Origin of the sequence: Mediterraneibacter gnavus ATCC 29149 (assembly GCF_008121495.1) — a bacterium.
GTDB classification, from domain to species: domain Bacteria; phylum Bacillota; class Clostridia; order Lachnospirales; family Lachnospiraceae; genus Mediterraneibacter; species Mediterraneibacter gnavus.
The window spans coordinates 313,989-329,429 of the sequence record NZ_CP043051.1; the positions used below are offsets into that span (position 1 = coordinate 313,989).

At 39.4% G+C, this 15,441-nt stretch carries 15 protein-coding genes; 2 read left to right on the plus strand and 13 right to left on the minus strand.

Annotation, left to right across the window (positions count from 1 at the left end; genetic code table 11):
• Positions 1 to 3: 3 nt before the first annotated feature.
• From FXV78_RS01480 to FXV78_RS01525, 10 genes are all read right to left on the minus strand, one after another.
• On the minus strand, positions 4 to 915 hold the full coding sequence (locus tag FXV78_RS01480) for a PfkB family carbohydrate kinase (RefSeq protein ID WP_004841857.1): 912 nt from the start codon (positions 913 to 915) through the stop codon (positions 4 to 6).
• Between the two features lie 60 nt (positions 916 to 975).
• Positions 976 to 1,800 (minus strand): TIM barrel protein, encoded by an 825-nt coding sequence (locus FXV78_RS01485; RefSeq protein ID WP_004841860.1) that lies wholly within the window; start codon positions 1,798 to 1,800, stop codon positions 976 to 978.
• Between the two features lie 19 nt (positions 1,801 to 1,819).
• Entirely contained in the window at positions 1,820 to 2,917 is a 1,098-nt protein-coding gene (locus FXV78_RS01490) for a DUF4432 family protein (protein WP_004841862.1), read from the minus strand.
• 14 nt (positions 2,918 to 2,931) lie between these two features.
• Complete coding sequence (locus FXV78_RS01495) at positions 2,932 to 3,837, minus strand: dihydrodipicolinate synthase family protein (RefSeq protein ID WP_004841864.1); 906 nt, start codon at positions 3,835 to 3,837, stop codon at positions 2,932 to 2,934.
• A 41-nt stretch (positions 3,838 to 3,878) separates the two neighbouring features.
• Positions 3,879 to 4,646, minus strand: a complete 768-nt coding sequence (locus tag FXV78_RS01500; RefSeq protein WP_004841866.1) for an SDR family NAD(P)-dependent oxidoreductase — start codon at positions 4,644 to 4,646, stop codon at positions 3,879 to 3,881.
• Between the two features lie 25 nt (positions 4,647 to 4,671).
• Positions 4,672 to 6,051, minus strand: coding sequence for an ROK family protein (locus FXV78_RS01505; RefSeq protein WP_050785328.1), 1,380 nt, complete (start codon positions 6,049 to 6,051; stop codon positions 4,672 to 4,674).
• Entirely contained in the window at positions 6,029 to 7,156 is a 1,128-nt protein-coding gene (locus tag FXV78_RS01510) for an SIS domain-containing protein (protein ID WP_004841870.1), read from the minus strand. The genes FXV78_RS01505 and FXV78_RS01510 overlap by 23 nt, the downstream gene beginning before the upstream one ends.
• Positions 7,157 to 7,166: 10 nt before the next feature.
• Entirely contained in the window at positions 7,167 to 8,096 is a 930-nt protein-coding gene (locus FXV78_RS01515) for a ribokinase (RefSeq protein WP_050785330.1), read from the minus strand.
• 5 nt (positions 8,097 to 8,101) lie between these two features.
• On the minus strand, positions 8,102 to 8,998 hold the full coding sequence (locus FXV78_RS01520) for a 6-phosphogluconolactonase (RefSeq protein ID WP_039959504.1): 897 nt from the start codon (positions 8,996 to 8,998) through the stop codon (positions 8,102 to 8,104).
• Between the two features lie 108 nt (positions 8,999 to 9,106).
• The gene (locus FXV78_RS01525; protein WP_004841877.1) at positions 9,107 to 9,292 is read right to left on the minus strand and encodes a hypothetical protein; all 186 of its coding nucleotides are present in this window, start codon (positions 9,290 to 9,292) and stop codon (positions 9,107 to 9,109) included.
• Positions 9,293 to 9,503: 211 nt separating this feature from the next.
• On the opposite strand from FXV78_RS01525, the gene FXV78_RS01530 reads away from it, so the two are divergent.
• Positions 9,504 to 10,589: an IS701 family transposase gene (locus FXV78_RS01530; protein ID WP_004841879.1), complete on the plus strand. Its 1,086-nt coding sequence runs from the start codon at positions 9,504 to 9,506 to the stop codon at positions 10,587 to 10,589.
• 14 nt (positions 10,590 to 10,603) lie between these two features.
• On the opposite strand, the gene FXV78_RS01535 is transcribed toward FXV78_RS01530, so the two are convergent.
• Positions 10,604 to 11,785 carry an amino acid permease gene (locus FXV78_RS01535; RefSeq protein WP_004841880.1) on the minus strand — a complete coding sequence of 394 codons (1,182 nt, stop codon included), beginning with the start codon at positions 11,783 to 11,785 and terminating at the stop codon, positions 10,604 to 10,606.
• Between the two features lie 402 nt (positions 11,786 to 12,187).
• On the opposite strand from FXV78_RS01535, the gene FXV78_RS01540 reads away from it, so the two are divergent.
• Positions 12,188 to 13,714: an FGGY-family carbohydrate kinase gene (locus FXV78_RS01540; RefSeq protein WP_004841882.1), complete on the plus strand. Its 1,527-nt coding sequence runs from the start codon at positions 12,188 to 12,190 to the stop codon at positions 13,712 to 13,714.
• Positions 13,715 to 13,884: 170 nt separating this feature from the next.
• On the opposite strand, the gene FXV78_RS01545 is transcribed toward FXV78_RS01540, so the two are convergent.
• On the minus strand, positions 13,885 to 14,637 hold the full coding sequence (locus FXV78_RS01545) for a GntR family transcriptional regulator (protein WP_233447396.1): 753 nt from the start codon (positions 14,635 to 14,637) through the stop codon (positions 13,885 to 13,887).
• Positions 14,638 to 14,661: 24 nt separating this feature from the next.
• The gene (locus FXV78_RS01550; RefSeq protein ID WP_004841887.1) at positions 14,662 to 15,387 is read right to left on the minus strand and encodes a GntR family transcriptional regulator; all 726 of its coding nucleotides are present in this window, start codon (positions 15,385 to 15,387) and stop codon (positions 14,662 to 14,664) included.
• Between the last annotated feature and the right edge of the window lie 54 nt (positions 15,388 to 15,441).

Here is a 15,441-nt window from a genome sequence, read left to right on the forward strand (position 1 = left end):
TCTTTATTTGATTGAATCGATAAATCGTTCTACTTCTTCTCTGTTCGGATATCCACACCCTGGCTTCTTTGTCATACTTCCAGGACGTGTCACTTTATAAGCTGCATACTTGCTGGCCCATTCTGTAGATTCGCGCAGGCTTTTTCCCCACACAAGATTTGCAGCTACGGCAGCAAGATATCCATCTCCTGCCCCAATGGTATCCACTGCTTTCACCGGTGTCGCTTCTACTTCCCAATATTCATCCCCATCAATGATCGCACTTCCTTTGGAACTACACGTCATTATGACGCCTTTACAATGGTATTTTTGCTGTAGTGTTCTCACAATTTCATAGTTTTCCTGATCAGAATCTTCTGGAAGATTACACAACATTTTTGCTTCAACATCATTCAATACCATATAATCCAGGTAATCCAATTCTCCCATCTCTTCACTTGGCAATGGACTCACGTTACATAAAGTTGTCATTCCGTACTCTTGTTTTGCTATTTTCGCACCGTCCAATGCTTTTCGGAAAGGCATGCCAAATCCTGTAATAAACACTTTTGCTTCTTTCATCGCCTCAATTGCATTTTTTGTTTCTTCTAAAGTCAACGCCTGACATGCACTGTCTCCATCGATGATCGTATTTGTGCTATCCTCTTCAATCAAAATCAGTCCCGTTCCTGTTGACACTGAATGATCTCTATACATGTATGTGGTGTCAACACCCGATTCACTCATCCACTGGTCTCCCATATCTCCCCATGGATCATATCCTACTTTTCCAATATATCCCGTGGATACACCCAAACGTCCGAGTGCAACTGAAACAGTAGCACCTTTTCCTCCATCTTCTTCTACATGCCAATTTGTTGCTTCCAGCGTCTCCCCCCCGACGCGGAAATCGTTTGATATGACAAACTTGTCCAACTCCGTGACTATTTAATACAATTACATCAATTGGTCCCATTTTTCCCATTTTTATCACCTCTAATTTTCATCCAACAATTCACGGATCACTTGATACCCTCTTTCAGCAGCATAATCCGGCTCATTTGCATAGCGACTAAACAACTCCAAAGAAAGATAACCGTCATAGCCTACTTCTTTAAGATATCTCACAATTCTTGGAAAATCCATCTCTCCATCACCAGGAATCAAATGATCTTCACTTGTTTTTTCACAATCAACAAAATGAATATGCTTACAATCCTCTCCCATTTTTTCAAAATATGAGCAAACAGGCTCTCCATAAGTAAATGGTGCAGCAAGATCTAACATACATTTAAAGTTTGGCGAATTCACCTGATCCAACGCCCATTTCACATCATCCGATGAAACAATAATGGTTCCCTCATACGGTGTAACCGGCTCCAGAATAATTGTCTGGCCGATTTTTTCTGCATGTTCTGCCAAAATCTGCATATTTTCAATAAAAAGTTTTTTCACATCTTCTTTATTTCTTCCATAGCCAGGATGATTGCAGGCTAACATACAATATTTCGCATCAATCTCTCTTGCCATATCCAATGACAATTTAAAATATTCCAAACTTTCTTTGTTCATTTCTGGATTTTCAAATACTAAGCTATATGGAGAGCCAGTATTTTCTGGAACATAATCAATAATCGGCATATTATAATCTCTTGATAATTGCTTGATTCTTTCTGCTCCTCCTCTTGCCAGATCCGGTGCATACGCATGTGGTCTAAATCCACCCAATTCAATTCCGCCATAGCCATACTTCGCTGCCGCCTGAAATGCTCTTTCTAATGGGTAATTTGAATATCCTCCTGTAAACAATGCAATTTTCATAGACATTTTTCCTCCTTTTCTACTTTTTCCCGAGAATTTCTTCTATATGCTGCTTCACTAGCTTTGTTTCTTCTATATCAAGATAGCCAAAATCAAACCTCAACTCTTCATGTTCCCCTGGTTTGATCGTATTATATAAATGATTCTCTTTCTGATATTTTGTTGATCGGTTCGTACCAGTTGTAGGCAATGCAATTCCAATGCCATCTTCATCTCCGGTCCTGCACAGCCATCTCAATGCATACGGAAGTTTTTCTGTTTTAAAACGCACATAGCAGGAGTCTCCCTCCGGCATAACCTGCATTGCATGCGCCCAGCCCTCCTCATCGGATTCATACTTAATGTTAATACACATTTCCGGATCATTGCACTGGGATTCTGAATCTAACACATCTGCAATCATTGGATCGTCGAAAATCCGTTTTGCATACTCACGCATTTTTATCGCTCTTTCTGAATCTCCCTCTAAAATCGGTGGATCCGGTTTGATGTGCTCCTTATCCTTGATAGCACTATAGACAATATGAGAGCCTTCTACTGCCAGCCAGTTCATATGACACATAAACATATAATCCAATGGACTTTTTCTGCGATTATGGATATCTATATGCATTTCTGCCACAGTACTATTTTCATAAAGACGTAATTGAGGACTATATGAATAATGATATTCCTGGCTGTTTCGATATACATATGTTCCACCCACAACTAAATATTTTCCTTTTTCATCTCGCCCAATCCCAACATAAGTATCCGGATAATAAGCAAACGGCAATTCTCCATGAAGTGGATAATCCTCTCCCTCATCTGCACAATTGATGTTGGTCAATCCACAATGTATCAACAAACCACCATAGTTATCCCCAAATTTTGTTGTATTTTGGGGCTGATCAAAAATAGATTTTTGCGTTAAATTTTTCCCATGAAATTCAGCAAACCAAATCTGTTGCCCCATATAAGGCAAAACAACCATATTACAGTTTTTATTTCTGATTTTTAATCCGCATACACCCGTTTCGTAACGAAATGCTACTGCGCTGAATTCACCGTCTGACAGCAATTCTATTGGTCTGTCTGAAAAAAAAGAAGGTTTGAAGTTAATTTTTGTCAACTCCATATGTATGCTCCTTTCTACAAAACGTCATACCCATATTCTTTCGCAAGATCATCCAACTGCGTTTTCAGCATTTCCGGAACAAAGTCTTGATCTTTTGGCATGCGTGAATGCATTCCAACCGGACCTCCGCCATATTTCATCGCATAAATCCATGCTGCATTGAATGGGGCCTGTTTACAGAGATTTCGAATACGGAGAACTTTATGCTGTGCTTCCATACATTTTTTATAATCGCCTGCTAAACCTGCATCTACAATATCTTTCATTTCTTTTGGGAAAGGAACTGCCATAAATGAAACACATCCAACAGCGCCAAGTTGCATCATAACACCATCTAATCCATCACAGCCTCCAAGAAAATCAAATTCATCCGGATTGATGCGCAGTGTACACTGAATAAAATTCAAAATATCTACCGATGCATCTTTAAATCCTCTTAAGTTTGGATGTTCGTTTACAAGCCGACATAATGTGTCTGGTGCAAACAGTGTTCCCATCTGTACACAGTTGTAAATATAAACAGGACGTTTTGCATAATCAATCAGTTCCGCAGCATAATCATATAAAGCATCCTGGGTATGTTTAAAATAAGGCGGAGCAGTAATACAATAACAATCTGCCATACCCATTTCTTCATATAAATCCAGTAATTCTTTATTTAACTCAACAGAATTTTCAAATGCACAGGCCATGATCTTCGCTTTTCCCTGTGTCACACCATAAATTGTTTTCAACAATTTCATTTTTTCTTCTACTCTAAGTGCCTGACATTCTGCTGCTAAACCATTGATAAAGAAGTTCTCAATACCTTGCGCCATCTGCCATTCAATCAACTCTTCCACCTGTTTGTAGTCGATTGAACCGTCCTCTCTAAAAGGTGTTAAAATTTCTGTAAGTACTCCTGTAATAAAATGTCCCATTTTTATTCTCCTTTCAAATTTGATATTTTATTTATTTGCTTTTAGCCAAGTGTCATTCCGCCATCCACCAAGAAGTTTGCCCCATTTACATAAGAAGCTTCCTCTGATGCCAGGAATGTAACTACATTTGCAAGTTCCTCTGGTGCCGCAACCCTCCGCATTGGTCCAATTGTCACATTGTCCGAACTATTTTCAATTCCAACATCCTTGTAACTGTCAACAACCGTCTTCATCATATTGGTATCCACCCATCCCGGTGAAACTGCATTGATTCTGACACCATTAAATCCATTTTCATTTGCAGCATTTTTCGTCATATAAATAACCGCTGCCTTGCTTGAACCATAACCGATTTCATATGGATACCCAAACATTCCTGATACAGATCCAAAATTGATAATTGCACCACTTTTTTGTTCCTGCATGATCGGAAGTATATTTTGCATCATCAGAAAAGTCCCAAACACATTCACTTCGTATACTTTTTTTATATCTTCAAAAGAATAATCTTCTGTTCTTGCACTCGGACCTGGTATTCCAGCCGTATTCACCAGCACATCTACTCTGTTAAAACGTGTTCTGATCTTTGATACTGCTTCTTTTACATCCTCTTCTTTTGAAACATCTACACCCAGGCACATACTGTTTTCTTCTGTAAGATGCAGCAAATCTGCTGTTCTTTTTGCAAATTCTTCTTTCACATCCAACAATACTGCTTTTGCTCCCAAATCCACAAATTTACTGACAATCGCTGTGCCGATTCCTCCACCTGCACCTGTCACTGCCACAACTTTTCCTTCAAATGTCATTTTCCTGCACCTCCATTATTGAATTCTATTGAAATTGGATCTGAAAAGGAAAGTCTCCCCGATAATAGGTTTCTTTTATCAATGCATCTTTTAATCCTGTTTGAAAGTCTTTGAATCCAACCAGACTTCCTTCTACAAGCAATTCTCCTGGATCTAACAATACACAGGCACATGCGACTCCTTTCCCTATCTTGTATCCAAGATCATAAATTTTATCCTTCGCCTCTTGATCACCTCTCGAATATTGCTTCACTGCCTTTCTGATTTCATCATTCTGCAACAATTCATTGAGCTGATCGCCTGATTCACAGATATGTGCTGCCGATAAAAATTCACCGAACCTGGCATTCCTGCATTTCAATGTTTTTCCATCTATTACCAAAAAAGCCTCTGCACAATCTGTTATTTTGATCTCTAATGTTATTTTCTGGCCAAAACCATTTTTCAAAGATGTTTCCGTGCATTCCTTTCCACGTAATGCAACTGCTGCCGCTCCTAAAAATGCTCCGGAATACCCCAATTTCGTAGACTCAATTTCCACCTTTCTTTCTGGTAAAATTCTTTGAAATTCTTTGAGCAAAGACTCCTTATATTGTTCAAACATCAAAGAAATCCCGCCGCCTATGATCACCTTTTGGAAATCAGCAAATGTACAAGAATTGGCAATAACTCTTCCCAAATACATTCCTTCTCGTCGTATCGCTTTTAACGCAATTTCATCATTTTTTCTTGCATACTCTGCTATTGTCTTCCCACCCAGCGATTCTTCTGATTCCAGTTTCCCGCCAAGTTCCAGATAATTCCTTGAAAGTCCTCTTCCTGAAGCATACATTTCCACAATTCCATTTACACTTCCGGTATCAGATTCTCTTCCGTTTTCTTCCACTACAAATAATCCGATCTCACCTGCATGCCCCAGACTTCCGTAATAAAGATTTCCTTCTATATATAGTGCACCTCCAATTCCTGTACTCACTGTTAAATACAGAAAATCATCTTTATCCTGCGCACTTCCAAAGTACTTTTCTGCAAGCGCACATGCATTGCAGTCATTATCCGCATAAAAAGGAATCCCTGTGTTTTCCCGGAACACATCACATATTGGAAATTCATGCACATCTAAAAAATCAGAGTCCTCCCACACACCGGTTACAGGATCTGCAAATCCAGGGATCGTAACTCCACCTACTGCCACTCTTTTAAATAAATCTGGCATTTTTCTGCAAAGCATTTCTAACGAATCCATCATCTGATGGATGATCGATTTTTCATCCATGGAAATCCACTCTATTCTTTCTTGATACAGGACATTCCCCTCAAAATCAACAAAACCTATTATGTATTTCGATCCGCCTATATCAACTGCCAAAACTAACGAATCTTCATAATTTTTCTCTATTTTCATTTTCATCCTCATATGCAGGGCTCATCGCATCATCTAGTGAAGCAACTAACGGAATACTCAAATCAATTCCCATCTCATCTGCAATCAAAAACGACAATACCTGGAATGGGATCAAATACTCCATTGTATTGATCAACTCCAGATCCGAACTATGTATCCGTAACGAATCTGCCTGAGCCAACTCCTTCGTACTTTGAATGATAATTCTATGTTTACAATATGGCTCGATTGCTTCAGCCAGCGCTTCCATTCTATTTCTTTCATTCCCTTTTTCTGCTGCTACAAAAAATACCATGTCATCTTTATGCAGGGCACGAAAGGGTCCATGAAGTGATTCTTCCAATTCCAATGCATACGTTGGCTTTCCATGACATTCTAAAAATTTCAGCCCCGCTTCCTGTACTGTTCCATAATTTGCCCCATATCCGATCAGGAAATATTTTCCTGCACCCATAACACGACTTTTATTTTCCCAAAACCAATTACACGTATCCTGAATCGATTTCTTTACATTGACACTCAAATGTTTACATCCTTCCAGATACATCTGATATGTTTCTTCCGTTATCTTCCCCGTCTGATACGCCGCTTCCAGGAAATTGAGAAAGATCAAAAGAATCCCCATCGTTTGTCCTTTTGTAGCCGCCATTGCCTGCTCATGCTGCCCTGGTTTTGTAAGTACAATATCGGAATATCCTGCCAGAATCCCGTTTGGATTTAAAGTTGTTGACATCACTTTAATTCCAACTTCTTTTGCACGATGCGCTGCATCAACCTGCCCTTTGGACCGACCGGACTCGGCCGGACAAACCAGAAGGATTTCATCATTCGCATACTGCTTTGCACGGTTAAACACACAATGATTGTGAAACACACCCGCTGGAATCGCAACTGCGTCTGCTCCCATAAGTTTTTCTGCCGCAAAACTTAACGTGTATCCCGCATAATAGGGGGATCCGTTTCCCACAAAATAAATTTTCTTAAACTGCTGTTCTTTGCAGAGTTTCACAAACTTTTTTGTGATTTCTTTCCTGTTTTCAAATATTTCTTGAAGCAGTTCTCCCTGTTCCATAATCTCATCCATCATCGCAGTACGCAAACTCATACTTCCCCTCCTAACAACATCTGGAAATAAATGCTTCTACTTCTTCTAATGGTCGATAAGCCGGTATTGTCCCATCGATCGTAACGGATAATGCTGCATATTTACTTGCCCATTCCATTGCTTCTTTTAATTCTTTCCCCCAAACGAGATTTGCAATCACTGCAGCCATAAATCCATCGCCTGCACCTGCTGTATTCACAACATTCTCTACTTTCACAGATGCTACTTCCATGTATTCATCCTTGCAAAGAGCCGCGCTTCCATCTCCTCCCAAAGTCATAATTACATTTTGAACCCCATACTTTTCACGCACTTTATTCATTAACTCTTTTGGATCTTTTTCATCATCATCCTGACAGATGTATTTTGCTTCTACTTCATTGATAAATAAGTAATCCACATAATCCAGCCTTCCCATGTCTTCTTCCGGAAGCGGACTTGGATTCAGTGCTGTGATCATTCCGAGTTCCTTTGCATGTTTTGCACCAGAAAGAGCGATCTTCATAGGCACTTCAAACCCTGTAACAAAATACTGCGATCCCTTCATTTCATCAAGTGCCTGAATGACTTCCTCCTCTTTCAACGCTACACTGGAACTGTCGCCATCAATGATGGCATTTTGGCCATCTGGTCCTAATAAAATCAGTCCTGTCCCTGTAGAAACTTCATCTGTTCTATACATAAAAGTATGATCTACTCCTGCATCCTCCAGCCATTTTTCTCCCAGATCTCCCCACGGATCGTTTCCTACTTTCCCAATATAGGCTGTTTTTAATCCCAATCGACCTAATGCCACAGCCACATTTGTTCCTTTTCCTCCATCTTCTGCCACATGCCATTTTTTTACACTTAACGTTTCTCCCCATTTCGGCATATGATCTGTATAGGCATATTGACCAACACCATGACTATTTAATACAATTACATCTTTTTTTTCCATCTTCATTACCATCCTTTCGTTTCATGCGCCATTGGGTGATCAATTGTTTCTTCTGTTGTACACAGAATCACTTCTGGAACATATTTAGGAAATAAGGTAACCGGATACTCCAGAGTTGGTTCGCTAAACAGAATAATTCTGCATACGGTCTGTTTCCAAGGGCCAGTTCCAACCATATAAACACATCTTTTTGCTGACAGCATGACTTTAAATCCAAGCGTAATCGCTTTGGGTGGGATTCTGTCCAGACAACATCCAAAAGAACGGTGTGCCATTGCAACCATAGAATCATCATTTAACTCAACAATCCTGGTCTTTCCCTGTGCATATTCATCTACAGTTAATCGATAACAGTAATTTCTGGGGGCTTCGTTAAATGCAACCAAACCTGTTGCTCCAACTCCTGCCCATACTGTATCAACACCACCCAGCTCCTCACACAAATTATCTGCATAATCAATGTTGTCGATTCTCGGCCAGATTCGCTGTTCCTTTGGCACGTTTAACTCTTCATCAATGCGACCATAAAAGCATGCATTCATTGTTCCTTCCAGACTTTCATATGTATCTGCAACCGGTAATGGGCGGCCTTCCCAATCTAAAAATTCATCCATATGGAAAATCCACAGATTCTTCAGGCTGATTCTTTCTTCATTTACACGTCTCACAAAAATATCATATTCATCTGTTGGCCCTGCCGGCAATACCCACTTCGTAGGAATCTCTTTCTGATTATGTTCGATTACCTCATCTGCCATCATATTGCCAAGTTTCTCCATCAAGGCTCCCTTATCTTCATAAACATTCAGCTTTACTTTCAAGCCTTCTTTACAAGCCAATTCTTCTTTCGGAATTGAACACCATTGAAAAATTTCTTCTTTCGATAATCTATATGTTTTCATTTTTTGCCCTCCAAAATCTATGTGTATAAAAATACCCCCCAATCATTCTAAAAAACAGATTAGGGAGTAACGTGTACCCCTTTTTATATCAGGAATACAAATCATTATTTAATTCTTTGCTTCTCCCCTTGCTGCCTCTTCCATTGCTCTTTCCAGGGCATCATGTTCAGCTTTCTTTTCTGCGATTAAATCTGCATTTACTTTCTTGAAGTAGAAGTAGAATGGAATTGCTGTTCCAATCGCCAATACTGCTGCAATTGTACTGAATAATGGAGTGTCAATAAATGTTGTCACTACTATAAATGAGCAAGTTCGTGATTTTGCATAAAAGAAAGACACCTCGATTCCATGTGTTGTATAATGAAAGTGCCAAAACAAACATTTGCAACATTTACGAAAGAAGGTGTCTCTCGCAAATACTATACATCATTCCTCATTCATATACAACCAGTTTAAAAAATTAAACTTATGCAAATTTTATTCGAACCGAGTAATAAACCATCTTATGAGTATCCTAATCAGTATTTTCATTTCAGGATATCATGGAAAAACTACGGACTTTGCTAAAAACAGTTCCTGCCACAGAACGACGATTGCCCATTTTCTCAATTCCGGAAAATGGGATGATTCATTACTTTCAGATACGTTAAAATGCTCTGTCATTGAGATTATTTATTCAGAAGCAGCACGCACCGGAAAGCCTGTTTTCTGCATTGTGGACGATACGATTGCTTCAAAGACAAAGCCTTCGTCACGGGCTTTACATCCGATTGAAGATGCGTATTTTCACCAATCCCATTTAAAGGGAAAACAGGACTACGGGCATCAGGCAGTTGCTGTTATGCTTTCCTGCAATGGCATTGTTCTGAACTATGCTTTTGTAATGTACAATAAGTCAATTTCCAAGATTGACATTGTACAAAGCATTGCAAAGGAGCTGCCTGTTCCACCGGTAATGTCCTATTTTCTTTGCGACTGCTGGTATGTTTCTGAAAAGATAATCAATACCTTTGCACAGAGAGGATTCCATACCATCGGTGCTTTGAAAACAAACCGTTTGCTGTATCCATCGGGAATGAAAAAGAAACTTCGTGAACTGGCCGCCGAATTGTCTGTTACACATCGTGAATTTGACCTTGTGACAGTCAAAAAACGAAACTATTATGTGTACCGGTACGAGGGAAACCTCAACGGCATAGAAAATGCGGTAGTTCTTTTGAGTTATCCGGAAAAAGCATTTGGTAATCCCAAAGCATTGCGTGCTTTCATCAGTACAAACGCAGCCCTATCTACACAGGAGATTCTTTCCTGGTATGTGTGTCGATGGCCGATTGAAGTATTTTTCCGCCAGTGTAAGGATAAACTGGCACTGGACAGCTATCAGATACGCTCTGCACAGGGAATCAAAAGGTACTGGCTGCTTATGTCACTGGCACATTTCATGTGTGCAGTGGGTACTGGTAGGTTCTGTTCGTTTGAAACTGGATATCACGAAATCTGTGATACCATTCAGCTGGAAAAGTATCGTTATCTTTTTCAATGCGCAAAGGAAAGCAATGATTTTGATTCATTTATGAAATTCGCAGTGTAGTTTTGTGCAATTTTTCAAATTTGCTCATTTATAGTTCTAACCTTAAACCATGTACAGAAACATAATACATTTCGGATCAGACAAATTAGTGTAAAGTATCCCAACAAAGTCTGAAGTGTTGTTGCAAATACTAAAACAATTGCAAATCCGCTCTGCCATAACATAGAAACATAAGGTGTTTTCCATACAGGATGTACTTTTCCCCAGGATTTCCACCAGTATCCTTCTGTTGCACATTTGTATTCAACACGTGCCTGGAACATGATCAGGGATGAAAGTGAACCTGTTACAACTATAATTGCCAAAAATGCAGCAATTGTTCCTGAAGCTTTTCCGATAAACGGAACTGCTTCAAATGCTGTGGCGACCGGTGCTCCTGATGCTGCAAGAGTTGAAACATCACAGAGACCTACACAGGCTGTAGACAAACCTGTATACAGCAATGTAACCAAAAGCACGGTTCCGATCAGAGCAATCGGAATATTCTTGTGTGGATTTTTAATCTCTCCAGCCATTGTTCCACATGTCTGCATACCATCATAAGACCATGTTGTAGCTGCAATTCCCAATAACAGTGACATAACCCCTGGTGATACTCCTTCTACCGCTGGTGCGCTGTAGTTCGAACCTGTTACACAGAACAGACCAACTACTACAAGAAGAATAAATGGAACAATTTTAACTGCTGTAATTATATTCTGGAATTTTGCACCTGCATCCATTCGAATCATATGCAATGCAGTAAAGACAATAATCATTCCGATTGCAACTGCCCGTACCATTCCCGGCTCCCAACCAGTAAAGTATGCAAGGTAGTTTCCTACAGTAAGTGCTGTAATCGCAATACCTACCGGGTCTGTTGCCCAGAAGCAGGACCATCCGCCAAAGAATGACAGGAAATTCCATCCGGCTTCCCGGAAATACACAATGAATAAACCGTCCTCAGGATATGCTGTCATCAACTCTGTATAGCATAAATTCTGTGGAATCATGATCAAACCGCCAATCAAAAATGCCAAAATAGTCATAACGGCTGTTCCTGCTGTTCCCGCTACACCTCCTACAGAAGTAAAGATTCCTGATCCTACAGTTGTTCCTACACCAAGCACAATAGCTGACATTAACCCCAAGCGTCTCGTTAGCTCTTTTTCTCCTCCATGTACTTGAATTGGTGTTTTTGGACTCTCCTTTGCCATATTCTCTCTCCTTTCTCTTAAACTGATAAGTTTTTTCTTATCTATCGTTGTTTTGTATTATAATTTCTCTGCTTGTATATTTCAATACTATTTCTCAAACTTATTCCTTTTCTACATTTTTTACAATTTTTTAATACACTTTTTGTATATATTTAATTTATTTTAGATTTACACCCTGTTTTTTCGTATACTCCCCATAAAATCAACTTTATTTGTTTGTTTTTTAAGGCTTTTTTATATTATTTCCATATATTTCCATAAAATTTTATATTTTCATTCATTTTTTCAATAATTTCACGTTAAATCACATTTCAAAGCAACATATTATTGTTATTTTAAAACATATATGGTATACTATTTTCACATCTTATATAGTATTTATAGAAAGGGGATCACTTTATTATGGAATCTTATTTCATGGGTATTGATACCGGAACAAACTCAAGCAAAGGGGTACTAATCAATTCTCACGGAGAAATCATTGCAGAATACACGACCGAACATGCAATGACAAATCCCGCTCCCGGCCACTATGAACACGATGCAGACAAAGACTGGTGGGGAGATTTTTGCATCATCAGTAATGCATTGATCAAAAATGCGAATATTTCACCTTCTGATATCAAAGCCGTGGGAGCAAGCGCCCTTGGTGCAGACTGTCTCCCTGTCGATGAACAATGCCGTCCACTTCGCAAAGCAATCTTATACGGAATTGATGCACGTGCAACCGATGAAATGGAACAGCTCACACAAATGTATGGTGAAGAACAGATTCGAAACTGGTATGGTCGTCCGCTCTGTTCCAGCGATGTAATGCCAAAGATACTCTGGATTAAAAACAAAGAACCTGAAGTCTATGAAAAAACACATAAGTTTTTAACAGGTTCCAGTTTTATCACTGCAAAACTTACCGGAAACTACGTGGTAGATCGTTTTCTTGGTCTTGCAAGCTTCAACCCGCTATATTTTAATGACGGAACACCAAATCCGGAAACATGCAAACCAATTTGCCGCCCCGATCAATTAGCTGAAGTAAAAGAAGCAAATGATATTGCCGGATATGTAACGGAAAAAGCTTCACAGGAAACAGGACTTGCCGTTGGAACACCTGTTATCGTCGGAACAGATGACTCGGGAGCAGAAGCAATCAGCACCGGTGTTGTTGCACCTGGTAAAATGATGATCCAATTCGGTTCTTCTATCTATATGATTCTCGGAACAAAGGAATTGGTAGATGATGAACGCCTGTGGCGTGAAGAATTTATCGTTCCCGGACTTTGTGATATTTCTGCAGGCACAAACGCTGCAGGTTCTCTTACAAAATGGTACCGGGATCACATTTTTTCAGACTGTGTAAAACTCGAAACTGAAAATGGTATCGATGCATATCAGACAATGATGGATGGAGTGGCCGATATTCCACTCGGAAGCGACGGACTTATCACATTGCCATATTTTGCAGGTGAGCGAACACCAATCAACGATCCACTTGCAAAAGGCATTCTCTTCGGATTATCACTCTCCCATACTCGTCAGCATATGTATAGAAGCGCATTAGAATCTGTTGCATATTCTGTAAATCAGCAGTTAAATATCATGCTAAGTCATGACGTTCCGATCGATCAGATTTTCGCTGTTGGAGGCGGAGTAAAAAATGAGCTTTGGATGCAGATCGTTGCAGATGTCACAGGAAAAGAGATCAGCACACCAAAAATCACTGTCGGTGCAAGCTTTGGCGATGCATTAATGGCTGCTTCCGGAATCCAATATCCGGGATTCGAGTCATTCGATAAATTAACTGACTTTATCAAACCCGGAAAAACTTATTATCCTGACATGGATCACCATCAAGCTTATAAAAAGTACCAGAGCATTTATGATGCTTTATATCCAGCAACCGTAGATTTGATGCACAGACTCTCAGAATAAATACATTCACCTGCGGACGGATACATAACAGACAGTGTAAAAAGAATCAATCAAACCATAACAAATGGAGTGGGACTTATAAAATCCCACTCCATTGTCTGACTCGAAATTCATCATCTCGCAATATACTTTCACTGTCTGAATATTTTTATACAGCAGCCTCATTTTCCTTAATCATGAAGCCGAATTGTAAACGAACTTCGATCACTTCTTATGAATGACCGACTGTATGCAATGGCTCTTCCATTGCTGTCCCAATAATCGCAGCCAAGCATGATGATCGCAACTCCCTCCGGAGCTCCCAACAATTTTCTTAACTTTGCTGTCCCTTCTATAATCTCCATCGTTTGCTGCATACTTGAAAGTTCAATCCCATAAAATGCAAAAATGTCCTTAATCGTAAACACAGAAGAATTCACAACTTCCAATTCCGGAAGTACTTCCTTCGGAACATAAATATCTTCTATTGATAACGGTTCGCCATCTAAAGTAATAAAATGTCGCACACAAAAAATCAGATCCTCTGGTTCAATATTGAAATAATTTGCAAATTTATTTCCTGCCGGTCTGTATACTTTCGACTGTTCCTTTACGGAAACTCTTTTGGATCCTGAAGACATAATGCTTACAAAACCACCGTGCTCTTCCAGATTCTCTTCGTATTTATCGCCAACAACAAAAACACCTTTTCCCTGTACCCTCTGCAGAACCCCTTCATTCACCAGAGTATCAACCGCATTTCGAACTGTCAAACGATTGATCCCATACGTTTCTGCCAGTTTATTTTCCGATGGAATCGCTGTTCCAGGCAGATACTCGCCTTCTTCGATTCTATTTCTTATAATTTCTCTTAACTGTAAATAAATCGGAGTCCGATAACTTAATTTTTCATCTTCATATACCATTTTTTCTGCTGAATCCACTGTATTCTCCTTTATATGCCTGCGCTATGACTGCTCATTATCAATCCTACTTACAAATTTGAATTTATCACCTCTGAGCAATTGTTTATAATACATTACAACAATTCCTTCTTCATCTTCAATTATCCCTGATGTAAAAAACAGCGGCGTCTCTGAAGGCACTTCTAAAAATTCCGCTTCGTGTTCACTTGCATAAGTAACACTGATTCGTTCCTCGCCGGCAACCTGCTTTTTATGGTAAATATTTTTCACAACACGTCCCATACTATTTTTTTCGTTATAATATTTATCAAAATCCGGGAAACGTTCACAATCTATATAGGTTGTTTCTAAAATACACGGAATATCATCAATCTTTCTAAGAAGAACATATTCATAAACCTGACGTCCTAACGGTACTCGCAATTTCTTTGAAATCTGTTTGGTTGCTTCCATTTTTCTGCAGGAAATAATTTTTTTAACCAAAATAGCACCCTGCTGACGAAGCTCTCCGACCATGGAATCTACACCAACCATATTTCGATTTTTTTTGCCGCCGGAAACATAAACCCCTGAACCGCTTATTCTATACAGAACGCCACGGCAAACCAATGCATCAACCGCTTGTCTTAGTGTAGATCTGCTTACGCCCCACATCTCACACAAGTCTCTTTCTGATGGAATTCTTGTATTCGGCGCTAGTCGATTCACCACAATAAAATCTTCCAATTTTTCTACCGCTTCTACACCTGGCGGAATTCGATATTCCATATAATATCCCTCCCTTGTATTAGTTCTGAATATGTATTATATTATCACTTTTTC